Here is a 23,967-nt window from a genome sequence, read left to right as displayed (position 1 = left end):
TGGGAAGCTTCCTTATAAAATTCAATCAGCTTCCCAAAGTCAACACGCGATCGAAACGAATCCCTCCCGCAGCGCCTCATTTTACACTACTACGTTAATATAAGAGTTTGACGAAAACTCATACAACCCCTGATCCGTCACCTTCAACTCCGGAATCACCGTCAGCGTCAAAAACGACAACATCAAAAATAAATTAAATTCTTCCGAAGCGCCCAATCGAGGCAGTACACGATTCACTTCTCGCATCGTCGCATACACATCCTGATAAGGCTTGTCCGACATCAATCCACCCACGGGCAGCGCCAACGACGCAATTAGTTTCTCGTCTTCGACAACAACCAGCCCGCCGTTTAACGCGACAACATGCTCGATCGCCGCCACGATATCCGCATCCGACGCCCCGACCGCCACGATATTGTGCGAATCATGCGCCACTGTCGTCGCAATTGCCCCGCGCTTCAACCCGAACCCTCGCACAATCGCAGCCCCGACATTTCCGGTCGCCCGATGCCGCTCGACGACTACCATTTTAAGCAGATCCTGTTCGATGGAAGGTTGGAAAAATCCGCCTTGCTCCTTCACGACCTGAACACTCCGCTGCGTGATCAGACTGCCCGGCACGACTTCGATGACATGACATTGCGGAGATCCAGAAGGCAGCGCAATCGCGATATCTTCGATCTCAACAGGCTTGGCATTAAGGGAAGGAAGTTCGATTCGCGGTTCGGGATCGGGGGCAGCGATCGGCTGCCGCGACTGAAGCCACCAAGGAACCGTCGTATCTTCGCCGTTCTCGTCCGGTTCGGGAACCAACTTCGGTTCTTTTTTTTGATCGAACACGCAAAGCCCTTTTTTATACACCTGGTGAATCTTCACGTCGTTCAGATCGTCAAGCAGCAGGAAGTCCGCCTGATATCCCGGAGCGACCGCCCCGAGATGACGCAGACCGAAGCATTCGGCAGCGTTCAATGTCGCCATCTGCACGGCCGTTATCGGATCAAGTCCTTCTCCAATCGCCAACCGAACGCAATGGTCGATGCTGCCGATCTCGATCAGATCATCCAGCAGCACGTCGTCGGTCACGAACAGGCAGCGGCGCGAGTTGCGAGACGTGATCGCAGGCAGCAGCGCCTTCAAGTCTTTCGCCACGGTGCCTTCACGGATCATGAGATACATGCCCAGTTCCAGACGATTCCGCGCTTCCTCGACATTCACCGCTTCGTGATCGGTACGGATATCCGCAGCCCTATAAATGTTCAGATCCTCGCGCCCGATTCCTGCGGCATGGCCGTCGATCAACCCGCCGCCGGAGCGGATCGCGTCCAGTTTGGCCAGCATATCCGGACTGCCGTTTGCGACGGAAGGGAAGTCCATCACCTCGGCCAGTCCCAACACGCGGGGGTCCGAGAGGAAAGGCGCGAGCTTATCGGCATCCAGCACCGCGCCGTTGTTTTCGGTCGGGGTTGCGGGTACGCAGGAAGGAAGCATGACGAACAGGTCCAACGGAACCTCTTCGGCGTCGTCGAGCAGATATTGAATGCCGTCCGCGCCCGCGACGTTGGCGATCTCGTGCGGATCGGTGACGACGGCAGTCACGCCGTGGCGCAGCGAGACTTTGGCGAATTCCGAAGGCAGCAGCATCGTGCTCTCGATATGGACGTGACCGTCGATAAAGCCCGGCACGACGATGCGTCCGTTCGCGTCGATGGTTTCGCGTCCTTCGTACGAGCCGATGCCCGCGATCATCCCGTCGACGACAGCGATATCGCCTTGCATCATTTCGCCGGTAAATACATTGACGATGGTTCCGTTTTTGACAACAAGGTCGGCATGAACACGTTTGGCCGCGACCTCGATTCGTTTGCTTAAAGCTGAAAGGTTCGTTGACATGCACAGGCTCCTTTTCCGCGTGATTAGGGTGGGTTAAACAATAAAAAAATCCCGATCACAAAGCAAATGCGAACGGATTTCAACCGCTCGAAAACACGCCTGCCAGGCATGCATTTGTTTGTAATCGGAACTTTACGGTTTCCGGTAGAGCCCCCCGTACCTTATCTACGGAGTTATACGCGTATGCAATTTTTCGCGGTGATCGATTAGGGACGATTATATCAAGCCGCGTCGCAAACCTCAAGACGAAAAGCGATACCCCTCGAACACCTTCAGCCCTTCTTCGTTCAATACCTTTTCCGTCAATTCCGGTCGCTGCGGGCTTTTCTCGAATACTTCTTTGGACGCGATCATGATATTGCCGCCCGCGATCTCCGCAAGTTGGTCGTGGGAGACGCTGTACACCATCCGTCCCAGATTCGACCAGACCATCGCGCCCGAGCACATGACGCACGGTTCGCAGCTGGTGTACAGCGTGTACTCGCTCAGGTCGAAAATCTGCTGCTCCGTGCAATACTGCCGAATCAGCCCGAGTTCCGCATGATGCGTCGGATCGCTGAAGGTATGAATTCGGTTTTCCCCGATCATCACGATCTCGCCGTTTTTGACCAGCACCGCGCCGAAAGGTTCGTTGCCTTCTTGACGAGCTTGCAGCGCGACCTCGATCGCTTTTTTCATGAATCGTTCATCCGTGCTTAACGTGCTCATTCTCGTAAATCTCCTTTATCCGGCGAATAGATTGAGTATTTCGACAAGTCTGTTTCAGATAGTCTAAAGGGCAAGGGCTTTTTTGTAAATGTCCGTCATGTTTTGAAATAAGAAGCCTGCGACTTTTTGCGCGAATCTGGGTAAAAGGTAAAGAGTAGGCAAGACAACTGTTTGTTCATATCCCACTTTTAAGGAGAACCTACCTACATGAAACCATGGAAAAACATGCTCTTGTCCCTGACCGTCTCCGTCGGCTTGTTCGCGTCTTCGGTTCCTGCCCTGGCAGCTGCGCCTGTGGCATCCTCACCGGATACGAGTATCCAAGTGAACGGCAAAGCGATCGATTATTCGTACGGCGAAGCGGTTGTCAAAAAAGGAACCACGCTCGTGCCTGTCCGTCTGACGGTCGAAGCGCTGGGCGGCAAGCTGCAAGACGTCAAAAACGGAACGGTGCGCATCGTCGTGAACGGCGATACCGTTACGCTCAAAGAAAAAGCGCAGCTGATCGGCGGCGTCTCGTTCATCCCGGTGCGTTCCCTGGCCGAAGTAGCGGGCTACGATGTTCGCTGGGATCGTCAGACCAACACCGTACTGCTGGTCTCGAAAGCAACGGGCGAGGCGGCGCGCGGTTTCCTATGGGAAGTGAAAAACGGCCCGACGACCGTCTATCTGGTCGGCTCGATGCACATCGCGGACGATAGCTTCTATCCGCTGCGCGACGAGTTTGAAAAAGCGTTCGCCGAAGCCGATTATTTGGGCGTCGAGATCGACGTGAGCAAAGCGGCCGACGAAGCGCAGCAAAAAATGGTGCTCGAGATGGGATCTTACACGGACGGAACAACGCTGAAAGACCATATCTCGGCGCAGACGTACAAAGAACTCGGCGAATTGTTGAAAGCCAACGGGCTCAAAGCCGACGCTTTCGATCAATTCAAGCCATGGGTGGTCGAAACGACGATCGGCAGCCTGCAAACGAGCGAAGCCGGCTACGAAGCCGAATCGGGCATTGATCTGTATTTCATCCAACAAGCGGTCAAAAACAAAATTCCGGTGCTGGAACTGGAAACGTACGAATCCCAGCTCGGCATGTTCAACGGGTTGTCGGACGAACTTCAGGAACGCAATCTGAAAGCGGCGATCGAAGGCTTCGATACCGTCGTGGACAGCACGGACGAGATGGCCGAAATGTGGAAAAGCGGCGACGAAAAGGCTCTGCTCGAGATGACCACGTCCATCGCGGCGGATCCGGAATATTACAAAGCCCTGCTGGTTGATCGCAACGTCGGCATGGCGGACAAGATCGACGGCTACCTGAAAAGCGGCAAAGCCGAAGAGTATTTCATCGTCGTAGGCGCGGCGCATTATCTGGGCAACGACGGCGTGCTCAAGCTGCTTGAGGACAAAGGGTATACCGTTTCTCGCAAGTAAAGAAATCAATCAAAACAACAAAAAACGCCGATCGATTCCCTGATGCTGCATCAGGAGTTCGATCGGCGTTTTTTTATGCGCAAATTGAAAGAATAGCGCGACTTGCCCTCTATCCTGCCGCAATGTTATAAATTCAAGATGAACAAGTACGGAAAAAGGAAGGGGCATACCGATGTCGGGGGCAGCGCCAAGGCCGAAGGTTCGCAGAGCGGCACGCAAAAAGAAAAGAGGAAAGACGACCTTGATTTCGATCGTCTTTTTGCTGATCCTGCTGGTCGCGGCTTGGAAAGGGTTGGCGTATTTCGGCTATGTGCCGGACGTTCCGGACGAAGAAGAAGGCCGTATTGTCGGCATCCATCCAGAGGTGCGGGCCAAAACCGATACGCTGATCGCCCAAGCCGCCGAACGGGGCATCGAAATTGTGATCACGTCGGATTTCCGCAGCAGCGAGGAACAGGATCGGTTGTTCCGCCAAGGACGCGAAGACTCGGGGAACATCGTCACCAACGCCCGAGGCGGCCAGTCTTACCATAATTACGGCCTAGCCATCGACTTTGCCCTACGCGACGGAAACGGCGGCGTAGTCTGGGACATGGAAGTCGATCGCAACGGCAACGGCCGTTCCGATTGGATGGAAGTCGTCGAACTGGCGAAAGCTTTAGGTTTTGACTGGGGCGGCGACTGGGATCGTTTTCCCGATTATCCGCATTTCCAGATGGACTTCGGCTATACGCTTCGCCAACTTCAAAACGGCAAAGTGCCCAAAGGCTCGCAAGTCGAACCGATTGCGAACGGTGAGTGAATTGCGATCAGGTATAGATGTTTTTTAAACTTGGCGCGAAAGTGACTTGGTATATTAAAGTTCAAGTCTGGAATACCGAAAAAAGCCTCCGCACTTGAGCTTGCCGGAATCTTAGGCGTACAATGGAACGTATCGTTTCGATAGGAAGCAGTCAGGAAGCAAGGAAGTTACGATTTTCACTCCGTTTTGTCATCTTTTATTCGCTTTGAACGTTTCGGACAAGCGTATAATTTGAACGGTGTAAATAAGCAGGAAATGAAAGGTGCAGCAGGAATGCAAAATACTTCAGGCAAGACGATAGATGCAAAGAATCGGGCGACGTTATATTCCCCGAATATTCATGGACCCGGCAAGGCCGGGAAGCTGAAGGCCGAAGACGGTCGACGGCATATGAACGGATTGGACGGTCTTCGGGCCGTTGCGGTATTGGCGGTGATCGCCTATCACCTCGATCTCGGTTTTCTGCCGGGAGGATTGTTCGGGGTAGGGCTGTTTTTTGTGTTATCGGGGTACTTGATTACCGACATTCTACTTTCGCAATGGCACAGCACGGGTTCCATCAACCTCGCTGATTTCTATATTCGACGGGCGAGAAGGCTTCTCCCCGGCATGTTTGCCGTGATGGCCGCTATTATGATTTGGTTATTTTTCGCCGATCCGGGCCGACTGTCCGAGCTTCGCGGGGACTTGGGAGCCGGGGCGTTATACATAAGCAATTGGTGGTACATTTTTCATCACGTTTCTTACTTTGAAAGTTTCGGGCCTCCGTCGCCGTTCGGGCATTTCTGGTCGCTGGCGGTAGAGGAGCAATTTTATGTCGTATGGCCGCTGCTGCTTTTGCTGCTCGTTCCATTGATGCAGAAAAAGGGACCGCTGCTGGTATTTATTATCGGACTTGCGCTGTTGTCCGCGGAAATGATGGCGTTATTCTACAACCCGGATCTCGATCCGAGTCGTGTTTATTACGGAACGGACACGCGCGCTTTTGCACTGCTTGCGGGGGCGGCGCTGGCTGTGGTCTGGCCGAGTCAAAAGCTGTCTTCCGCGATCAGTCTCGGCGCACGAATTGCGATGGAGTTGACGGGAGCCGCGGCTTTGGCGTTCCTGATCTACGTCATGCTGACGGGAAGCGAGTATGACCCGGCGCTGTACACGGGCGGCATGGCGCTGCAAGCCTTGGCTGCCGCGCTGCTTATCGCTGCATTGGCGCATCCGACGTCTGTACTGGCCCGCATGTTCGGGATTGCGCCTTTGCGTTGGATCGGGCGGCATTCGTACGGGTTGTATCTGTGGCATTATCCCGTTATCGTCTTAACGACGCCGAGCGTGGACACGGGAGGGGTTGATTTTCTTCGGGTTGCGCTTCAACTGTTGGCTGTATTCGTATTGGCGGCTGTATCGTTAAAAGTAATCGAAGATCCGATTCGCCGGCATGGATTCCGCGCCTTCGCATCCGGTCTATGGAAGCGCGGCAGGCGCCGTCCGGGCCGTATCGTACTCTCCCGAACGTTTACGTTGATGAGCGCGGCGCTGATCGTGCTTGCCTTGGTTCGAATGACTCATGCGCCGGAGCCTGAGATCGCGGCCGTAGCGGCTGATTCTGCTCCGCAAGAGCAGGCGGCAGCTCCTTCCAAGGAAACGGTGAAGACTGCGGAACAGGGAAACAAGCAAGCTTTGCCGAGCAGACTGGGGTCTTCGGTCAATAGCACGCCGCCTGCTCCGCAGAAAACGAATCATTCGGCTCCGGCTGCTTCTGCACCTTCGAAAGAGACGCAGGGCGAGCAGCCAACTGCTAACGCGGACAAAGTGGCGTACACCGTTATCGGCGATTCGGTGATTCTTGACGCCAAGCCTTATTTGGAGGAAAGCATCGCGAAAGTCCATGTGGACGGTAAAGTCGGGCGGCAAATGTGGGAAGCCCCTGATCTGCTGTCGCAGCTGGAAAGTCGGCAAAAGCTGGGCGGCCGCGTCGTAATCGAGCTGGGTACGAACGGCTCGTTCAATTCGAAAAAGCTGAACGAAGTATTGGACAGTCTGCAAGGCAAAGAGCAGGTCTATCTCGTGACAGTCAGAGTTCCGCGCTCCTGGGAGCGTACCGTGAACCGTTCCCTGACGGAAGCGTGCGAGCGTTACGACAATGTCTCGCTGATCGATTGGTACAGCGCCAGCGCGGGACATAACGATTATTTCTCGGAGGACGGCGTGCATCTGACTCCCGCGGGAGCGGACGCTTTTGCGGGGCTCGTAAAGCAGGCGGTAGAGAAAAAGGCTGCGATTCGTTCCTGAATCGCAGCCTTGATTTTCAGCTTTGCTGTTCGGGATAAAAACGGGCTGCCGATAAAGCTAACGAACAGCACAAGGCGCACGCGGAACTCCGATCATAAATGGCTGCGAAGAATCTCAAGCCCTGTCCGCAGCTCGTCGCGCGATTCGGTTGACGATAAGGCGACGCGCACATGCTGCTCGCGCGACGCCGTTCCGACCAGAAAGCGTTCCGAATGGAAAACGCGCACGCCTTTTGCCAGCAGATCGCTCTCGAAGCGCGAAGCATGGACCGGATTCGGCAGACGCAGCCAGCGGAAAAAGCTGAGCGGATGGCCGGGATCGTCCGGTTGGGGAAAATAGTCGGCAAATAAATCGTTGGCGGATTTCGCCAGCGATTTTTTGTATGCGACAATGTCGGTTCCGCGCCCGGACGCGATAATCTCGGTGATGATTTCGGCGTCGAGCGAAGAGGTCTTAACGTTGACGTGGTAGATCGCCCGAAGCATTCGCTCGCGCATGGCGTCGCTGAAGACGACGTAAGCGACGCGCAGGCCGGAACAGATCGACTTGCTGGTGCTGCAAATATAGACGGTCTGCTCGGGCAGCATCTGACGGAGAGGGATGCCGTCTTCCGGCGTCGTTCCGTGTAGCAGAGCCGCGTGGATGTCGTCTTCGATGACGATAAGACCGTGTTTTTCGATCACGTCGGCCAATGCTTTTCGGCGTGCGTTGGGGATGAAGATCGCGGTGGGATTGCAGCACGACGGCATCAAGAAGACGCCTTGCAGCTCAATGTTACGGCAATCGTTGTCCAGCTCCTCCGGAAGCATGCCGAAATCATCGCCGGGAATCGGAATCAACTTGATCCGCAGCGATCTCGCCAGCTCGATAAAGTTGGAATACGTATATTCGTCCACGGCGATCCGGCTGCCGGGTTCGAACAGCGCCAGCAGCGTGATCGTCAACGCGTTTTGCGCACCGGATACGATCGCGACCTGGTCGATGGCGGCTTGGATGCCCAGCGGCTGCATCCAACGGAGGGCGGCTTCTTTTTGATGCGGAATGCCGGCGGGGTCGTCGTAGTTGAGCAAGCGCTCGACGCCTGCTTTTTCCGCTACCTTTTTCACCGCTTCGGCGATCATGAAGTTGCTTTGCTCGAACGAGGCCACCAAGCCGAAATCGATACATTCCACCGGCACGCGGTCTCGCGAGATGGTGACGGAACGAACGGCGTTGGTCGAGACGAACGTTCCGCTTCCGGTCACGGCGTGCAGCAGTCCTTTCAACTCGCAGGTCTTGTAGGCGCGGGTGACGGTCGTGAAGTTGATATCCAGAAAATCGGCCAATTCCCGCTGCGGCGGAAGCTTGGTTCCCGGCGGCAGAAAGCCCTCTGTAATATCGCGCTCCAGCATCCGGGCCAGCGACAGGTAGATCGGACGGTTCAGCTCGCGCCGCTCGGGACGCCAGGACATCGGATAATCGACAAACGAATTGATCGGCATCCGGTTATTCACTCCTCGCAAAATTGTAATCCATACAATTATATAATTGATTGTATGGATTTACGAGCCTAATATGAACTTTATAAGTTTACAAGCGAAGAGAGGAATGTACGATATGAACGAACATGCAACAATCTCAAAAGCATTCCGCGCCGCATTTCCCGTGACGCTGCCGATTCTGGCCGGTTTTATGTTCCTCGGAATCGCCTACGGCGTATTCATGAACGTATCGGGCTTCGGCGCGGGTTGGACGTTCCTGATGAGTCTGCTGATCTTTGCCGGTTCGATGGAATTCGTGGCGGTCGGGTTGCTGCTCGGAGCCTTCAATCCGCTTGGAGCGCTGCTGTTGACGCTGATGGTCAACGCGCGGCATTTATTTTACGGAATCTCGATGTTGGAAAAATATAAAGGAACAGGCTGGAAAAAGCCGTATCTGATCTTCGGCATGTGCGACGAGTCGTTCTCGATCAACTACTCGGCCAAAATTCCGGAAGGCGTGGATCGGGGCTGGTTCATGTTCTTCGTGACGCTGCTCAACCATGCGTATTGGGTAGCCGGAGCCACCGTCGGAGGCGTACTCGGTTCGTTCGTGAACTTTGACCTGAAAGGTCTGGAATTCGTCATGACCGCGCTGTTCGTCGTAATCTTCGTGGAACAATGGATGAAGCAAAAAATCCACGATAGCGCCGTAATCGGCATCGCGATCTCGGTGCTCGGCCTGATCTTGTTCGGTCCGGACCGCTTTATCATTCCTTCGATGATCGCGATCTTGGCCATGCTGACCTTGACGCGCAAAGCCTTGGAACGCAAAACGGCAGAAGCCGAAGAAGGAGGTCCCGCATGATGATGACCGTTAGCCAACAAATAGTGACGATCGCCGTCGTCGTGCTCGGCACGATGGCGACGCGCTTCCTGCCGTTCCTGATCTTCCCTCCCGGCCGTCCGACGCCCGAATACGTCAAATACCTCGGCCGCGTCCTTCCCGCTGCGGCAATCGGTCTGTTGGTCATCTATAGTCTGAAAGACATCAATCTGTTGTCCGCAACCCACGGCCTGCCCGAACTGGTATCGGTAGCCGTGGTCGTCTGGCTGCATCTATGGAAAAAGAACATGTTCTTATCCATCGCCGCAGGCACGATCCTGTACATGATCTTGATTCGCCTCTGATCCGAACTTGATTTTTCATTCTTTTTCTTCTCTCTTCCCGACAGCGTAGCGCATCGGGCAATCCCTGTTCATTTGGGAAGCTAGAGCGAAGGGGGAAATTCAGTGAAAGACGCCTTTGAGCCAATAAAGCCGAAGGCTTTATTAGGCGAGACAGCGTCTTGAACGAATTTTCCCCGCAGCGCCCCCGCGCTTCCCCAGCGAACAGGATTCCCGAAACGAGTTACGCGTTTCCTCCCCTCAACATGTCCACGTGCGGAATTCCGTCTTCCGGATAGACCTCCGAAATCGGACGGAAGCCGAACGAGCCGTAGAATTTTTCGAGGTAATGCTGGGCTTGAATCTTGATTTCCTTTTCGCCCGATTCTTCCGTGAGGAAAGCGATCGCGCGCGTCATCATCTCTTGAGCCAGTCCCTGACCGCGGAAGGCGTCGTTGACCAGCACGCGGCCGATCGAAGACTGCGCGTACGCCACACCGGGAGGAAGCAATCGGCAATAGGCCGCGATTTGTCCGTCTTTTTCCGCAAAAAGATGGTGGCATTGCGGGTCTTTGCCGTCGATCTCAGGGTACAAACAGTTCTGTTCCAGCATAAAGACGCCCACCCGTTCCCGAAGAATTCGGTAAAGTTCGTCTCCGCTCAGTTGTTCAAAAGATTTCAAATGCCACTGCATGTCTGCTGCCCCCTGTGTATAATTCAATATAAATACGCTGAAGGAAGCATACAATATTTTTATTGCGTTTGCAATAAAAGGGGGGCGTCATGGGCAATATTTTACGGGAGGTCGGGGCAATCGCGAGATGCTTCGAATCGATTTCCAACATCGAATTCAAGCCATACGGCCTTTCCAAAAATCAATATATCTATCTGGTGCGCATTTGCGAAAATCCGGGAATCATTCAGGAAGAGATTGTTTATATGGTCAAGGTGGACCGTTCGACGGCTTCCCGCGCGATCGACAAGCTGGAACAGGGCGGCTTGATCCGGAAGGAGCAGGAGTCCGACAACCGAAAGAACAAAGCGCTGTACCCGACGGAAAAAGGTAAGGAAATGTACGCGTTTCTGCGCAAAGAGGACGATTACTCCAACGCCGCCGCGGTCAAAGGACTGAGTGCCGAAGAAGAAGAAACGCTGCTTCGGCTGCTGCAAAAGGTGCGCGCCAACGTCGAACCGGATTGGGAAAAGGTGAAAAACGGCGGGACGCGCGAGTATTAGAAGCGGATCTCGTTTTCGGAAAAGGAGTCGCAAAATGAAACTGTTTCTGCATTCGATGAAATACGGCAATATTGCGCATTATGATTGGGAAATGACCTTGCTCGAAGAACGGGAAGGCTTTCTGATCGCGGAAGGAAAAGCAGGCCGATCGCTTAAGCACCATACGAAAGGGCAGACGTTTAAGATTCCTCATGCTTCTCTGGAGGTGTACGCGCTGCAAGAGGGCTTCACGGTCAGCTTCGATATTTTGGACGGTGAAGTGATTTCGGTTTATTGCAATATTTCGGAGCCTTGTATACGCGATGGAGCGGATGTCTCGTTTATTGATTTGGATCTGGACCTGTTGTGGAATAAGGAATCGGGCTGGCATGTGGTGGACGAAGAGGAGTTTGAGGAGAATCGTGTCAGGCTGAACTACCCGAACGATTTGGCGGCGTATGCGCGGCAGGCTTTGAGCGATTTGCAGGAGCGGATCCGGCAGAACGTATTTCCGTTTGACGGGAGTTTGGAAGATCGGATTGCGCGGATTGCAGTCCAAACGTCGAAGCAGAAGCACTCTTAGTATCCGGATCGGTTATGTAATTAAGCGACGCAGGCTTAAGGCTTCGTCGCTTTTTTGTGCTTTCCGTTATGCGGGATGAAAAAAGATGAAAAAAAGTTCGCTTTTATGAAACAATTGTTTATTGCAGTGTTTACATATAGAAAGAAAAGGACTATAATCAACTCAAAAGTTGCGCAGGGGAAACAATCGTGCGTAAGGGTAACAAATGTAGATCAAGGAAATACAAATACAGAATCAAACAGAGATAGAGACGAAGAGGTGAGGATTCATGGAGAGAGACATCGAAAGAAAAGCCGAGCGCCAGAGAGAAAAAACAATCAACGAGCCAGCCGGTCGGCAGGCTGAAGCGAGAACCCGTACCGAGTTGGCCGCGCAAGCCGTATTGAACGGAGAAACCAAAGGACTCAAGCGGCTGCTGCCGTTCCTCGGCCCGGCCTTTATAGCTGCGGTAGCCTATATCGACCCGGGCAACTTTGCTACCAACATTACGGCGGGATCGCAGTACGGATATATGCTGCTGTGGGTGATCTTCGGATCGAACCTGATGGCTGTATTGATACAAGCCTTATCGGCGAAGCTCGGGATCGCGACAGGGCGTAACTTGCCGGAAGTCGCACGGGACCGCTTCCCCAAAGGCGTCTCGATCTTCTTGTGGATTCAGAGCGAGTTGGTCATTATCGCGACGGATTTAGCCGAGTTTATCGGGGCAGCGCTCGGTCTTTACCTGATCTTCGGTATTCCGATGCTGCCTGCCGCGTTGATTACGGCCGTCGCTTCGTTCGCTATTTTGGAGCTTCAACGCCGCGGCTTCCGGGCGCTTGAGACCGGAATCGCGGGCATGGTCGTCGCTGTCGTATTGGCTTTTGCCTTCCAGGTGTTCATGGCGAAGCCGGATATGGGCGCCGTAGCGATGGGCATCTTCACGCCGCAGTTCCAAGGGACTGAAAGCATTATGCTCGCCGCAGGCATCTTGGGCGCGACGGTTATGCCGCACGCCATCTATCTGCACTCGTCGCTGACGCAAAATCGGATTGTCGGCCGTAACGAGGAAGAGAAGAAAAAGATTTTCCGGCTTGAATTTTTCGACATCGTGTTCGCGATGGTCGTGGCCGGAGCTGTGAATATGGCAATGCTCATCATTGCCGCCGCGTTGTTCTTCAAAAACGGCCTGGTCGTTGAAGAACTGGATCAAGCATTTATTCACTTTAGAGAATTGGCCGGTCCCGCGACTGCGATCTCGTTCGGCTTAGGGCTGCTGATTGCCGGTCTGTCGAGTTCGTCGGTGGGTACGATGTCGGGCGACGTGGTCATGCAGGGCTTTATCAATAAACGGATCAATTTGTATCTGCGCCGGGCGATCACGATGACGCCGCCGCTCGTACTGATCATTTCGGGAATCAATGCGACGCAAGCGCTGGTTACGAGTCAGGTGATTCTATCGTTCGGGATCGCGTTCGCGCTTGTGCCGCTGATGATGTTCACGGGCGACCGTAAGCTGATGGGCGGGCTCGTGAATCGGCCGATCACGAAGATTCTGGGCTGGGCGATCGCGGCGCTGGTGATTGCGCTGAACGTGTTTTTGGTGGTGGAGAGTTTCTGAAGCCGGGGTTGAAAGTCCTGTTCGGTGGGAGCGTGGCGCTGCGGGAGAAATTCGTTCCGGTCGCGTGTTGCATTTGGGAAGCTGGATTTGATTTGAATAAGGATGCTTCCCAAATACAAAGGCGAACTATAGCATAGGCTTCCGAAGTGGATTTCTTCGAAATGCTTCAGCTCCTTCACTGAATTACTCCCTCCGCTGGGCTTTCCGGGGAAGGGCGGAATTTCAAAAGGGCTTCAGCTTTGGGGTTGTTGTAAGGGAAAATCATTCCTTCGCTTAACGGGAAGGCTCAGGTCTCATAAAAACCTTTTTCGCTACGGCGGGGAGGTTTTTTTGTTGAGGAAAATGGAGAGTCAGAGGGATGGTATGATTTCTGGGCAAGGGATTTCAGCATTGATTTGGCGGGAAGTGTTTAGATATGTCGAGAAGAACGTAAATTGAATGTAAAGTCGGCTGGGTGGTATGATGGGGATTCGATGCCGCCAAGTGATATAGAAGGCGACTCCGGCAGTGTTTTTTTAGGCACGCTTACTTCAAGATGAACTCGGAGGAATAGGAATGGAAAGATGGAAAACGAAAGCCTCGATGAGGCATACGGCTCTTTGTTTTATGGGCTTCGGCGTGCTAACCGTGGCATTTGTGCTAATCGCGATGTTGGTCAGTTCGGGCAGCCAGGGCGTCATTGATTTTGACCATAAATGGATCGGGCGGATTCAAGCGCAGGAATCGCCGGGATGGACGGCTGCGGCGGAGACGTTATCCTGGATCGGATCGACCAAAGTGGTTATCGTGTTGGAGCTGATCCTGCTGCTGTTCCTGCTCGTCGTGCCGCGTCTTCGCTGGGAACCGCTGCTGGTATTGGTCGCGACCGGAGGAAGCGCGCTGATCAATATTTTGCTTAAAAATTTGTTCCAACGCGAACGTCCGGATATTAATCGCCTGGCTCAAGAATATTCATTCAGCTTCCCGAGCGGCCACTCCATGGGAGCATTCGCGCTCTACGGCATCCTGGCTTATCTGCTCTGGCGCATGATTCGCCCCCGTGTGATTCGCATCGCCGCGCTTGCTGCCTGTATTCTGTTGACCTTGACCATCGGCCTTAGCCGCATCTATCTCGGCGTCCATTACCCGAGCGACGTCATCGGCGGCTACGTCGCCAGCGGAGCTTGGCTGGCCCTGACGATCGGCGTCTTCGAATACTGGCGCCACCGCAAACAACGCCGCCTCGGCGGCCGCACCGAAGCCGAACGCCAAGAAAACATGCGCGGCAGCGGAATTATGTCGTAAGCGAAGCCTTTTAGAGTCATCAAATGGTAAGCATTCAAGCTGTTTTCTTGCCTTAATCCAAAAAAGGACAACATTCTCCCCAGAGAGAATGTTGTCCTTTTTTATAAAAACCGAAGCAAGAGGCCAAGAGAGAAATTCAGCGAAAGACGCCTTTGAGCCAATAAAGCCGTAGGCTTTATTAGGCGAGACAGCGTCTTGAGCGAATTTCTCTCTTGGCCGCCCCAAGCTTCCTCTAGCGAATAAAAATTACAGCTGCGCGACGAGAATCTTCGCGAATGTTTCGACGAATTCTTTATCCGTCTCGTCGAAGCGCGCATGTTCCGGACTGTCGATGTCCAACACGCCGATCAGATCGCCGTTCTCCGCAATCAACGGCACGACGATCTCGCTGTTCGTAGCCGAATCGCAGGCGATATGCCCCGGGAATGCATGCACGTCCTCGACCAACTGCGTTTCGCGCGTCTGTGCGGCGGTGCCGCAGACGCCTTTGCCCATCGGAATGCGGATGCAGGCCGGCAGACCTTGGAACGGGCCGAGCACGAGTTCTTTTCCGTCATACAGATAGAAGCCGGACCAGTTGGTATCGGGCAGGCACTGGGCAAGCAATGCCGAAGCATTCGCGAGATTCGCGATGCGATCGGGCTCGCCGTCGATCAGGGCTTTCAATTGGGACAGCGCGGTCGCGTAATTTTCTTCGCGCGAACCGGCGTAGATTTTCGTTTCAAACATGGGCGTGAGCCTCCTTATTCGCATACAGTTTCGAAAAATGTCGACCGGGCAGGTTCTGCCTGGTTCAGGCAAACGATCAGGCCGAATACGATGTATCCGGCATTCTTAATTAAGGCCTTTTCCGGTATAAATGTCAATGGATAAGGCAGGAATGAAATCCTCGGCAGAGCTCCGATTTGCTCGGCGGATTTGACGATGCAGCCAAATCTGTCCATGGAATGCGGAGTTGCTTTACGACGGAGAAAGTTGCAAAGCCGGGTGTTTCCTACATGAAACGGGCGGGTAAGTAGTGGGTAACTCAAACGCTGCGTATTTTGCCGAATGCAGGTAGACCCACCGGATATGCCGCTGCAATCGAACATTAAAGGATGCGACAGTCGTTCACAGAATGGAGGAGAGGCGATATGCAGGCTGCAACTCAGAATTTATTCGTAAGGATTCACCTGCTGCATTATGCGGAAGAGCAGGACATCTCGATCCGTGAAGCGCTGCCCAAACTGGAGCGTGCCGGTTACCGGGTCGCAGACCGGGAGGTTAAGCAGGAGCTGGAGAATCTGGCAACGGAGAATCTGCTTACCGCCCACGGCGAGGAATACACGCTGACCGGAGCCGGAATTACCGAGCTTCGCAAAGTTCGCAATTCGCTCGGCAGCATGTGTTCGGAAGTGCTGACCGAACGTCCGACCGCCAAAGCGGCAGGAGCCTGAAACAGAGCGAACGATTTACTCTATACGTGCTGAGGCAACCGCTCAGAGCCGATGGTCTTGAAGCGGTCGAATCCCCGAGTTCGTCTCCAAGGAGCGAATTCGGGGATTTTTATGATGGATTACGTGATAGAATGGAAGGACGCGTCATTGCGCATTCGGTAGCTGCATGATCCGAGTCGCGTGAGGATCAAGACTTTGGAACGGGAGGCTTTTGAAGCTGTGGAACAACTGCAAGACAAACGAAAATACGTGCTGGCGGGGCTGATGCTCTCCACCTTTTTGGCGGCGGTAGAAGGTACGGTGATCAGTCCGGCTACGCCGTCGATCGTGGGCGAGTTCGAGGCGGCTTCGCTGATGAGCTGGGTATTTGCCGCTTACCTGCTGACGATGGCTGTCACAACGCCAATCTTCGGCAAGCTTAGCGATTTATTCGGACGGAAACCGATTTTCCTGTTTGGCTGTATCCTGTTTATCGTCGGCTCGGCGCTATGTGGATTTGCCGGAGGCATGGAACAGTTAATCGCCTTCCGCGCCCTGCAAGGAATTGGGGCCGGTGCCGTAATTCCGGTCACGTACACGATCGTCGGCGATCTGTACAAGATGGAGGAGCGCGGCAAGATCCAGGGAATGATCAGCTCGGTATGGGGCATCGCATCGCTGGTCGGCCCTTTGCTCGGCGGATACCTGGTCGATACGTTCTCATGGCGCTGGATCTTCGGGATCAACGTTCCGTTCGGGTTATTGGCCGTCCTGTTCATTATGCTGTTCTTGAAAGAAGAGCGTACGCGGAAAAAAGCGCAGATCGACTGGGCCGGAGCCGCGACGTTCACCATCGGGATGACGGCTCTGCTGCTTGCGCTCACTTCCGGCGGACAGTCCGCTTCCTGGAATTCGCCGCTCATGATCGGTCTGTTGGCCGGAGCTGTGGTGATGCTTGTCGCATTCGTATGGATCGAGAGTCGCGCCGCGGAACCGATGGTACCGCTGAAGCTGTTCCGTATTCGGGATATCACCTTTTCCAGTATCGCGGCGATCTTCGTGAGTACCTTATTGATCGGTCTGACCACTTATATCCCGTTATGGGTTCAGGGTGTGCAATTAGGGAGCGCGGTATTGTCCGGCATGCTGCTGGCTCCGATGTCGTTCACTTGGATCGTCGGATCGTTCATAGGCGGTAAAATGATCGCCAAAAGCGGCGCGCGCGGCGCGGCCGTCATCGGGTTGTCCGCCTTGGTACTGGGAAGCGGCGGGGTAGCGTTGCTCGGCGGCAGCGCGCCGGCTTATGTTCTTCCGCTACTGATGCTCGTACTCGGCTTGGGCTTCGGCATGTCGCTGACCGTATTCACGATCATCGCCCAATCCTCGGTCGGGCACTCGCTGCGCGGGGCTTCGACGGCGCTGAATACGTTTCTGCGTACGCTCGGACAGACGCTCGGCGTAGCCTTTTTCGGAACTTTCCTGAACGCTTCGCTGCTGTCGGATCGCGGAGCCTCCGGAGCTACGGAAGCGGATATCAATCAGTTGTTGTCCGAGCACGGACGCGCCGAACTTCCTGCGGATAAGCTGGCTAGTTTATCCGGCGTGCTGGAAGGCGGACTGCACCAATTGTTCATCGTGATGCTGGTGTTGACCGCATTGGGACTGCTGGCGGTCATTCCGCTGAGCAAGCGTCCTCCTGCGCCGCGGGAATAGAAAATAACATGATAAAAAAACGATTTTCCGATCCCGATCCGTCGATTCAACCTTTGAAAAGGACAGGTTTGAAGCGATGCGTCAGAACACGGAAAATCGTTTTTTAACATACAATCAAACATTGAGAAAAATTTCACTTATTAGAACGCAATGAACGTTGAAAAACTTCCGCCGCCGGGACGCCGCGTTACTTGCGTGCCGACGGAGACAATCTTTCTGCTTCCATGCCCATTTTTTTGAGCAGCGAGATCAGTTGAAGCTTTTCTTCTTCTTCCAAGCCGCTAAGCGCATTCGTCAGACGTTCTGCATAATTTGGATAAGCTTCGTCCATTAAGGCGCGTCCTTTTTCCGTCAGATCGGCATAAATGACGCGACGGTCGGTTGGGCAAGGGTGGCGGACCAGCATGCCGTGACGCTCCAGCTTGTCGATCACGTACGTGACGTTGCCGCTTTGCAGCAGAAGCTTGGCCCCGATTTGTTGAATAGGTTGTTGGCCTTTGAAAAAGAGAACTTCGAGAACGGCAAACGCCGTAGGATTGAATCCTTGAATTTTGCTGCCGCTTACGGCATGTTCGTTAACGCTTTTGAACGATTTGGCGAACACCCGGTACAGATGCAGCGACAGTTCGGTATCGCGTGCCTGAGCATGAATCATTGTGCCTCCGCCTTTCAAATTTTGGTAGATGAATTATATTTATCTTAGTTCAGAGCTAATGTTTAACGACATGTCATTTGTCACAGTTTTTCATTTTTAATAATTTAAATTTTTTCTTTTTCACGGAAGCTTCAAATTTGAAGTGATGGCGCGCACAGGAGCGTTTTGGAGAAAAAAGAAACAAAACGCTGAATAAGCCGTAATGTGGAGAATAAAAGCTTGTTTTCTCAGGCAAGTACGCCGAGCGCGTGGATCAGGACGTTTGGCAAATGGATATGAGGAGAGGATCGAGATGGAAGTGTCGACGGAGCATGAACCGAACGAACGTACATACGCGCTGGAGGTCAGCCTTGACGAAGCGGGATATTCACCGGGAGATGCTTGCGTACGCGGGATATCGTTCAAGGTGGCTAGCGGAGAGTTGGTTGGATTGATCGGGCCGAACGGAGCGGGGAAAAGTACGACGATCAAGGCTCTTTTAAAGCTGGTCCCTCATGTAAAAGGCGAGATTAAATTTGGAGGATCTGGGACGTATGCGTATGTTCCCGAGCAGCCACTTTATTACGATACATTGACGTTGTGGGAGCATCTGTCGTTGGCAGGAGCGGCTTACGGGATGGATGAACCGGATTTCGAACGTCATGCCAATGAGTTGCTTGCGCGATTCCGTATGACCGATGCACGCGATAAGCTGCCGGGCGGCATGTCGAAAGGCATGAAGCAGAAGATGATGCTCATGATCGGATTTTTGCTGAAGCCGGATGTGTACATTGTCGATGAACCCTTCATCGGGCTGGACCCACGTGCGACACGAGATTTTTTGCGCCTGCTGGAAGAAGAGCGTAAGCGGGGAGCGGGGGTATTGATGTGTACGCATGTGCTGGATACGGCGGAGAAAATTTGCGATTATTTCGTGCTGCTCTCGGGCGGAGAAACGGCGGCTCAGGGAAATCTTGCCCAAATTCGCGAAACGAGCGGTCTGGCGGAAGGAGATCTGTTCGACTGCTTCGAGGCTTTGACGGTATGAGCGGGAACTCGGTATTTGCAGGCTTGGCGGCGCCGGGAGCCTTGTTTCGACGTCGGCTGCATGATTATATCGCAGGCGAGCGCCGCAATCTGAGTCTGGTCGTAGATTGGGTCGTCGCGTTATACATTATCATTCCTTTTAGCTTGCTGGGCTTGCGTTATTATTATGGGTTCTGGCATGGAGAGATCCCGGCGGTATTCGAACATATGCCGCTGGCTGTGTTGGGACTTCTTCCGCTGCTAACGGCGCTCGCTTCACGGCCGATTCTATTGTTGGAACCGGCGGACGCCGTCTTTTTGAGACAGAGACCCGGGTGGTTGCGCGGCGTGTTGGGGCGGGCGAGCACAGGGTTTGTCGTGTTTCAGTTTGGCAAATCCGTATTGATTTTTCTGCTTCTGTTACCTTTTTTAAGAGAGGGTTACGAGCTTCCTTGGGAAAGCCTTGCCGTACTGTATCTGATGATCTGGACTTTGCACGCGGTTATCGGGATGCTTACGCATTTTGTCGGAGTCTTCCGAAAAGAATGGCTGAAGCGTTGGGCTTTCATTCTGGGCACGGTTGCCGCGTCCGTTTTATTTATTTGGGCTATGGCTAACGGGACGGCGATCAGCGGGCTCGTTACCGTATTGTTCGGTGCAGTGGCAGGGATTCTGACTCATAAGCGTTCCATGCTGTCCCATCATTTCGAGGAAAGTACGGCTGTCGACTTGGCTGCAAGACTTCGTTTCACGGCACTTTTATTGTCCCAGTCCATGGATAAGCCCCGTCTGCCGAAGCAGAAGGTGCGGCTCCAGCGGCGTTCAGGACCGTTACTCCCAAGCTTCATGGGCAAGTGGCAGACACGTCAGGTTGCGGATGCCGCACTCAAAAGCGCGCTGCGCGAACGGGGTTATGCCCGCATGTATCTGCAATTTTCCAGTGTGAGTCTAGCCGCTACAATCGTCGGCCCGCTGTGGGTCGGATGGATTGTCGTGCCGCTGATGCTGTTGTTATTCTCCATGTGGCTGAGAGGGCTTTGGTTGCAATTCGCCGAGCATGCGTTTCCGCCGGTTGCCACGATGGATCGCGTGCTGCTCGACTCGGCATGCGGACCTGCGGTGGGACTGCAAATGCTGCCGATTGCTTTTGCATTGAGTGCTTGCCTGGGCGTGAAAATGTTTGCGGCTTGGTGGGGAGCTGTTGCTTTGGGACTTCCGGGGGCGGCTGTTGGGATGCTGCTCGCGTATATGCTGGCGGCATTTTGGCAGAAGAAAGAAGGTGCAGCTTAGACGTCGGCATGAATAGAAAGTTCATCAGTCTCAATCGACTTTTCCCAACACGCAAAAAGCCGTCCGTCTTCGTGACCGGATACGGCTTTTTTTGTTTCGTGATGCTCGGCTTGTCTGAAACGCCCTAGAACCGTATAGGTTTCAGGCAAATGCTACGCCCGCAGCCCCAACGCCCGCTCCGCGGCACTCGTCCCGGCCGCGTGCCCGGTCGAAAACGCCGCCGTAATATTATATCCCCCGGTGTAGCCGTGAATGTCCAGCAACTCTCCGCAGAAGTACAGCCCGGCCGTAAATTTCGATTCCATCGAATGCGGGTCGATCTCCTTCAAATGAACGCCGCCGCCCGTAACAAAAGCATCTTCGATCGACAACGTGCCGTTCACCGGAATCGGGAAAGCTTTGATCAGCTTCGCAAGCTCCGTCCATTTGGCTTTCGGAATATTGTCGTGAGTCAGCATCTCGTCCAGTTCCGCGCGTACGAGCAGCAGAGGGATCAGCTTTTCCGGCACCGCCGTTTTTAGCACGTTCTTGATCGCTTTCTTCGGATCGGCCGCCGTCAGATTGAGCGTCTCGCGATACACGTCGTCGGCGCTGCGGTCCGGCATCAGATCGACTGTTACGCGCACGGTTCCGCCGCCGGCCTGCTTATCCAGCTCTTTGACCACGTACTGGCTGCAACGCAGCGCCGCCGGGCCGGACAGTCCGAAGTGCGTGAACAACATGTCTCCCGCGTGCGTAACGAGCTTTTTGCCTTTGGCGTTCCAGACGGTCAGCTCGATATCGCGCAGCGACAAGCCCTGCAATTCTTTGCTCTGGATAAAAGCCGCGCCCGACGTAATCGGAACCTCGGTCGGGAACAGCTTCGTGATCGTGTGCCCCGCCGCTTCCGCCCAGGGATAACCGTCTCCGGTCGATCCGGTTTTCGGAACGGACTTGCCGCCGACCGCCGCGATCACGCAGGGCGCCGAGATTTCTTTTCCGCCTTTCAATCGAACGCCTGCCACTTGACCCCCTGCATATAAAAGGCGTTCCGCCGGCGTATTGATCCGCACTTCGACGCCGAGCGAACGCACCCGTCCGACCAGTGCATCGACCACCGTTTTGGCCCGATCGCTCACCGGGAACATGCGTCCGTTGTCTTCTTCCTTGAGCGCAATGCCCAAACCTTCGAAAAAAGCGATAATATCGCGACTGCCGAACTGCGACAGCGCGCTGTACAAAAACCGGCCGTTGCCGGGAATCCATTTGATGAGGTCGTCGAATTCTTTGTTGTTGGTCACGTTGCAGCGTCCGCCGCCCGAAATGCCGAGCTTGCGCCCCAACTTGTCTCCTTTGTCGACAAGCAGCACGCGAGCGCCGCCTTCGCCGGCCGCCACCGCTGCCATAAGTCCCGCCGAACCGCCGCCCACGACGATTACGTCATAATCCAAGATGCATCTTCCTTTTCACATTGATCGATTTCTTTCATTAATAGTAGCACAAATAGTAGCACAAACCGAGACGTGAACACGCCCAAGATCGTGGTTTCCGGCGAATTGTTTGCGGATCGTTTTTTATTCATGCCAATATTAATTCGAGATAACCTGCTGGATATATTGTATCGGAAGAATGGGTATGTTTTAATCAGAAGGAGAGAAATTTTCTTTAATATGGAAAAATAAACAGGGTTACCAGTTGCGTGTTTTAAATGCCACCCATGCCAAAAAGGAGGTACGGTAAGAGTGGAGCTGCTCAAAGTATTCATCATCCAGGTATTATTCGCTTCGCTTCCCGTTTTGCTGGTACCTTCGTTCGAAAGCTTTGTCCGTACGCGCGCGAATCGGCTGCTCGTCAGGCACGGAGGGGACTCCGTCGGCATCGCTTTCACGTGCGCGAGCTCGGTATCGCTGTTGATGTGTTGGTTTCTGGATGCCGGAAGCACGCGGATCGACGGTCATTTGGCGCTGCTGCCGACCGGAATGGGGATTTTGTACGGCGTGCCGAAAGGCGTGTTTCCGCTTGTGGGCTTGTACGCGTTGGTGGGCAGCTTTTTTGCCGAATCGAGGGAACTGCCTTATGTCTGGATAGAAGCGGCGGCGCTTCTGCTGCTGGCGTTGAGCCGTTCGCGGATGCTTGGGATGCAAACGTGGCGGCGCAGAGTCGTCCTTACCTGTTGGCTGCTCGTCGCGTATTTTCCCCATGCCGTTTTTCATATGCAAGAGTCCGTCGCCGAAGGCAACGGCTGGGCGGCCGTGTCGAGAGTGGCGATCGAGCTGCTGGGAGGACTCGCTGCCGGTCTGCTGCTGCTTTATTCGCGCAGGGACGCGCAGGATCGCAATCTTCTGAACGAGCAGGCGGGCGCGATGCGCGAACGCGTCATCGAAGAAGAAACGAAGCTTCAGGCCTTCATGCGGACGCTTCCCGGTTTCGCGCTAACGCTGGACCGCATGGGCCGCGTAACGGGCGTGAACGATCGGGCTTTCGGCGCGATCAGCAGCCGCGTTCCGACGGCTACGCGCGAGATGGTTGCCGGCAAAAGTTTTGCGGAGCTGATGAGCTCGATCGGCATGCAAGCGGACCCCCTGTTCTTGAAGGCGCTGGACGTGAGCATTCGCGAGAACCGGACGGCCGAGCAGACGATGGAGTTCGGCGGCCGGAAGTTCAGCATTTATTTTTCCCCGGCGCATACGGATCAAGGCGAAGTGTTCGGGGCGGTATGCAGCATCTACGACGTCACGGAAGTCGAACGGATGAGAGCCGAGCTGGAAGACATGAACCGTCTGAGCCTGATCGGGCAAATGGCCGCGGGCGTCACGCACGAGGTGCGCAACCCGATGGCCGTCGTGCGCGGATATCTGCAAATTTTGCAGAAAAAAACGCCGGACGAATATGATCATTATTATAAAATCGTGCTGGAAGAACTTGACCGGGCGGGCGGAATCATCGATGATTTTCTGGCGTTGGCCCGAACCAAACAGCAGATGAACGAAAGCCGCACGCTGCGTTCGGTCGTGGAAGATTTGTGGCCGCTGCTTCAGGCGGATGCCAATCTTCGCGGTCAGACGATCCGGTTCGAAGACGGAGCGGACGGCGAAGAAATCTCGATGCACCCCGGAGAAATTAAGCAGCTCGTGTTGAACCTGGCCCGCAACGGGCTGGAAGCGATGGACGACAAGGGAGAACTCGTGATCGCGATCGAGGAATTGGAAGACCGTTTGCGGCTTCGGGTAAAAGACAACGGTCCGGGCATTTCGGAAGAGACGCTCGAACGCATCAAGCAGCCCTTTTTCACGACGAAAAAAACCGGAACCGGGCTCGGGTTGGTGCTTTGTTCAGGCATAGCGGAGCGGCACGGAGGCAGTTTGTCCATCGAATCGACAGTAGGCGAAGGCACGGAAGTACGGATCGACTTTGCGAAAAAGAACGAATCGAAAGCTTCGAAAGCGGCGGTAGAGGTATGACGTTCAGTCTTGCGGGCGGCGAATCGAAT

At 54.2% G+C, this 23,967-nt stretch carries 21 protein-coding genes and 1 riboswitch; of the genes, 14 read left to right on the top strand and 7 right to left on the bottom strand.

Going from position 1 to position 23,967, the window contains the following annotated elements; all coding sequences use genetic code 11:
- Positions 1 to 81 precede the first annotated feature (81 nt).
- Positions 82 to 1,890, bottom strand: a complete 1,809-nt coding sequence (locus SACSAC_RS07130) for an adenine deaminase (RefSeq protein ID WP_037284934.1) — start codon at positions 1,888 to 1,890, stop codon at positions 82 to 84.
- Positions 1,891 to 1,991: 101 nt separating this feature from the next.
- Positions 1,992 to 2,091: riboswitch (purine riboswitch) on the bottom strand.
- Between the two features lie 39 nt (positions 2,092 to 2,130).
- Entirely contained in the window at positions 2,131 to 2,598 is a 468-nt protein-coding gene (locus SACSAC_RS07125; protein WP_037284932.1) for a nucleoside deaminase, read from the bottom strand.
- 207 nt (positions 2,599 to 2,805) lie between these two features.
- Here SACSAC_RS07125 and SACSAC_RS07120 point away from each other — a divergent pair, with 207 nt between their 5' ends.
- The 3 genes from SACSAC_RS07120 (at position 2,806) to SACSAC_RS07110 (ending at position 7,114) form a co-directional block, all read left to right on the top strand.
- Positions 2,806 to 4,026: a TraB/GumN family protein gene (locus SACSAC_RS07120; RefSeq protein WP_037284930.1), complete on the top strand. Its 1,221-nt coding sequence runs from the start codon at positions 2,806 to 2,808 to the stop codon at positions 4,024 to 4,026.
- A gap of 172 nt (positions 4,027 to 4,198) precedes the next feature.
- Positions 4,199 to 4,828: a M15 family metallopeptidase gene (locus SACSAC_RS07115; RefSeq protein WP_051506938.1), complete on the top strand. Its 630-nt coding sequence runs from the start codon at positions 4,199 to 4,201 to the stop codon at positions 4,826 to 4,828.
- Between the two features lie 273 nt (positions 4,829 to 5,101).
- Complete coding sequence (locus SACSAC_RS07110; RefSeq protein WP_084777952.1) at positions 5,102 to 7,114, top strand: acyltransferase family protein; 2,013 nt, start codon at positions 5,102 to 5,104, stop codon at positions 7,112 to 7,114.
- Positions 7,115 to 7,206: 92 nt separating this feature from the next.
- Here the strand turns inward: SACSAC_RS07110 and SACSAC_RS07105 are convergent, their stop codons facing one another.
- Positions 7,207 to 8,595: an aminotransferase-like domain-containing protein gene (locus SACSAC_RS07105; RefSeq protein ID WP_037284928.1), complete on the bottom strand. Its 1,389-nt coding sequence runs from the start codon at positions 8,593 to 8,595 to the stop codon at positions 7,207 to 7,209.
- 115 nt (positions 8,596 to 8,710) lie between these two features.
- Between SACSAC_RS07105 and azlC the strand changes: the two genes are divergently transcribed.
- Positions 8,711 to 9,439 (top strand): azaleucine resistance protein AzlC, encoded by a 729-nt coding sequence (gene azlC / locus SACSAC_RS07100; protein ID WP_037284926.1) that lies wholly within the window; start codon positions 8,711 to 8,713, stop codon positions 9,437 to 9,439.
- The gene (locus SACSAC_RS07095) at positions 9,436 to 9,762 is read left to right on the top strand and encodes a branched-chain amino acid transporter permease (protein WP_037284924.1); all 327 of its coding nucleotides are present in this window, start codon (positions 9,436 to 9,438) and stop codon (positions 9,760 to 9,762) included. The genes azlC and SACSAC_RS07095 overlap by 4 nt, the downstream gene beginning before the upstream one ends.
- Before the next feature lie 220 nt (positions 9,763 to 9,982).
- Here SACSAC_RS07095 and SACSAC_RS07090 read toward each other — a convergent pair whose 3' ends face one another.
- Complete coding sequence (locus SACSAC_RS07090; protein WP_037284921.1) at positions 9,983 to 10,432, bottom strand: GNAT family N-acetyltransferase; 450 nt, start codon at positions 10,430 to 10,432, stop codon at positions 9,983 to 9,985.
- 89 nt (positions 10,433 to 10,521) lie between these two features.
- Here SACSAC_RS07090 and SACSAC_RS07085 point away from each other — a divergent pair, with 89 nt between their 5' ends.
- The 4 genes from SACSAC_RS07085 to SACSAC_RS07070 all read left to right on the top strand — a co-directional run bounded on the left by SACSAC_RS07085 (position 10,522) and on the right by SACSAC_RS07070 (position 14,420).
- Positions 10,522 to 10,974: a MarR family winged helix-turn-helix transcriptional regulator gene (locus SACSAC_RS07085; RefSeq protein ID WP_037284919.1), complete on the top strand. Its 453-nt coding sequence runs from the start codon at positions 10,522 to 10,524 to the stop codon at positions 10,972 to 10,974.
- 34 nt (positions 10,975 to 11,008) lie between these two features.
- Positions 11,009 to 11,536, top strand: coding sequence for a DUF402 domain-containing protein (locus SACSAC_RS07080; RefSeq protein WP_037284917.1), 528 nt, complete (start codon positions 11,009 to 11,011; stop codon positions 11,534 to 11,536).
- A 268-nt stretch (positions 11,537 to 11,804) separates the two neighbouring features.
- The gene (locus SACSAC_RS07075; protein WP_084777951.1) at positions 11,805 to 13,136 is read left to right on the top strand and encodes an Nramp family divalent metal transporter; all 1,332 of its coding nucleotides are present in this window, start codon (positions 11,805 to 11,807) and stop codon (positions 13,134 to 13,136) included.
- 555 nt (positions 13,137 to 13,691) lie between these two features.
- Positions 13,692 to 14,420, top strand: a complete 729-nt coding sequence (locus tag SACSAC_RS07070; protein ID WP_051506937.1) for a phosphatase PAP2 family protein — start codon at positions 13,692 to 13,694, stop codon at positions 14,418 to 14,420.
- Between the two features lie 246 nt (positions 14,421 to 14,666).
- Here SACSAC_RS07070 and SACSAC_RS07065 read toward each other — a convergent pair whose 3' ends face one another.
- Complete coding sequence (locus SACSAC_RS07065) at positions 14,667 to 15,149, bottom strand: GAF domain-containing protein (RefSeq protein WP_037284915.1); 483 nt, start codon at positions 15,147 to 15,149, stop codon at positions 14,667 to 14,669.
- A 404-nt stretch (positions 15,150 to 15,553) separates the two neighbouring features.
- On the opposite strand from SACSAC_RS07065, the gene SACSAC_RS07060 reads away from it, so the two are divergent.
- Both SACSAC_RS07060 and SACSAC_RS07055 read left to right on the top strand, forming a co-directional pair.
- Complete coding sequence (locus SACSAC_RS07060; protein WP_037284913.1) at positions 15,554 to 15,856, top strand: hypothetical protein; 303 nt, start codon at positions 15,554 to 15,556, stop codon at positions 15,854 to 15,856.
- Positions 15,857 to 16,120: 264 nt separating this feature from the next.
- Entirely contained in the window at positions 16,121 to 17,548 is a 1,428-nt protein-coding gene (locus SACSAC_RS07055; protein ID WP_051507476.1) for an MDR family MFS transporter, read from the top strand.
- A 187-nt stretch (positions 17,549 to 17,735) separates the two neighbouring features.
- On the opposite strand, the gene SACSAC_RS07050 is transcribed toward SACSAC_RS07055, so the two are convergent.
- Positions 17,736 to 18,203, bottom strand: a complete 468-nt coding sequence (locus SACSAC_RS07050; RefSeq protein ID WP_037284911.1) for a MarR family winged helix-turn-helix transcriptional regulator — start codon at positions 18,201 to 18,203, stop codon at positions 17,736 to 17,738.
- A gap of 292 nt (positions 18,204 to 18,495) precedes the next feature.
- On the opposite strand from SACSAC_RS07050, the gene SACSAC_RS07045 reads away from it, so the two are divergent.
- Both SACSAC_RS07045 and SACSAC_RS07040 read left to right on the top strand, forming a co-directional pair.
- Entirely contained in the window at positions 18,496 to 19,230 is a 735-nt protein-coding gene (locus SACSAC_RS07045) for an ABC transporter ATP-binding protein (protein ID WP_037284909.1), read from the top strand.
- The gene (locus SACSAC_RS07040; protein WP_037284908.1) at positions 19,227 to 20,498 is read left to right on the top strand and encodes an ABC transporter permease; all 1,272 of its coding nucleotides are present in this window, start codon (positions 19,227 to 19,229) and stop codon (positions 20,496 to 20,498) included. Before SACSAC_RS07045 ends, SACSAC_RS07040 begins: the two co-directional genes overlap by 4 nt.
- Positions 20,499 to 20,650: 152 nt before the next feature.
- Here SACSAC_RS07040 and SACSAC_RS07035 read toward each other — a convergent pair whose 3' ends face one another.
- Positions 20,651 to 21,928, bottom strand: a complete 1,278-nt coding sequence (locus tag SACSAC_RS07035; protein ID WP_037284905.1) for a BaiN/RdsA family NAD(P)/FAD-dependent oxidoreductase — start codon at positions 21,926 to 21,928, stop codon at positions 20,651 to 20,653.
- Positions 21,929 to 22,219: 291 nt separating this feature from the next.
- On the opposite strand from SACSAC_RS07035, the gene SACSAC_RS26885 reads away from it, so the two are divergent.
- Positions 22,220 to 23,938 (top strand): ATP-binding protein, encoded by a 1,719-nt coding sequence (locus SACSAC_RS26885; protein WP_051506936.1) that lies wholly within the window; start codon positions 22,220 to 22,222, stop codon positions 23,936 to 23,938.
- Positions 23,939 to 23,967 lie beyond the last annotated feature (29 nt).

It is taken from the genome of Saccharibacillus sacchari DSM 19268 (assembly GCF_000585395.1).
In the GTDB taxonomy this organism is placed as follows: Bacteria; Bacillota; Bacilli; order Paenibacillales; family Paenibacillaceae; genus Saccharibacillus; species Saccharibacillus sacchari.
This window is presented reverse-complemented; position numbering and strand designations above follow the sequence as displayed.

Coding starts and splice junctions, on each gene's coding strand:
- SACSAC_RS07130 (WP_037284934.1), bottom strand. CDS start 1,890: ATGTCAACGAACCTTTCAGCTTTAAGCAAACGAATCGAGGTCGCGGCC.
- SACSAC_RS07125 (WP_037284932.1), bottom strand. CDS start 2,598: ATGAGCACGTTAAGCACGGATGAACGATTCATGAAAAAAGCGATCGAG.
- SACSAC_RS07120 (WP_037284930.1), top strand. CDS start 2,806: ATGAAACCATGGAAAAACATGCTCTTGTCCCTGACCGTCTCCGTCGGC.
- SACSAC_RS07115 (WP_051506938.1), top strand. CDS start 4,199: ATGTCGGGGGCAGCGCCAAGGCCGAAGGTTCGCAGAGCGGCACGCAAA.
- SACSAC_RS07110 (WP_084777952.1), top strand. CDS start 5,102: ATGCAAAATACTTCAGGCAAGACGATAGATGCAAAGAATCGGGCGACG.
- SACSAC_RS07105 (WP_037284928.1), bottom strand. CDS start 8,595: ATGCCGATCAATTCGTTTGTCGATTATCCGATGTCCTGGCGTCCCGAG.
- azlC (WP_037284926.1), top strand. CDS start 8,711: ATGAACGAACATGCAACAATCTCAAAAGCATTCCGCGCCGCATTTCCC.
- SACSAC_RS07095 (WP_037284924.1), top strand. CDS start 9,436: ATGATGATGACCGTTAGCCAACAAATAGTGACGATCGCCGTCGTCGTG.
- SACSAC_RS07090 (WP_037284921.1), bottom strand. CDS start 10,432: ATGCAGTGGCATTTGAAATCTTTTGAACAACTGAGCGGAGACGAACTT.
- SACSAC_RS07085 (WP_037284919.1), top strand. CDS start 10,522: ATGGGCAATATTTTACGGGAGGTCGGGGCAATCGCGAGATGCTTCGAA.
- SACSAC_RS07080 (WP_037284917.1), top strand. CDS start 11,009: ATGAAACTGTTTCTGCATTCGATGAAATACGGCAATATTGCGCATTAT.
- SACSAC_RS07075 (WP_084777951.1), top strand. CDS start 11,805: ATGGAGAGAGACATCGAAAGAAAAGCCGAGCGCCAGAGAGAAAAAACA.
- SACSAC_RS07070 (WP_051506937.1), top strand. CDS start 13,692: ATGGAAAGATGGAAAACGAAAGCCTCGATGAGGCATACGGCTCTTTGT.
- SACSAC_RS07065 (WP_037284915.1), bottom strand. CDS start 15,149: ATGTTTGAAACGAAAATCTACGCCGGTTCGCGCGAAGAAAATTACGCG.
- SACSAC_RS07060 (WP_037284913.1), top strand. CDS start 15,554: ATGCAGGCTGCAACTCAGAATTTATTCGTAAGGATTCACCTGCTGCAT.
- SACSAC_RS07055 (WP_051507476.1), top strand. CDS start 16,121: ATGCTCTCCACCTTTTTGGCGGCGGTAGAAGGTACGGTGATCAGTCCG.
- SACSAC_RS07050 (WP_037284911.1), bottom strand. CDS start 18,203: ATGATTCATGCTCAGGCACGCGATACCGAACTGTCGCTGCATCTGTAC.
- SACSAC_RS07045 (WP_037284909.1), top strand. CDS start 18,496: ATGGAAGTGTCGACGGAGCATGAACCGAACGAACGTACATACGCGCTG.
- SACSAC_RS07040 (WP_037284908.1), top strand. CDS start 19,227: ATGAGCGGGAACTCGGTATTTGCAGGCTTGGCGGCGCCGGGAGCCTTG.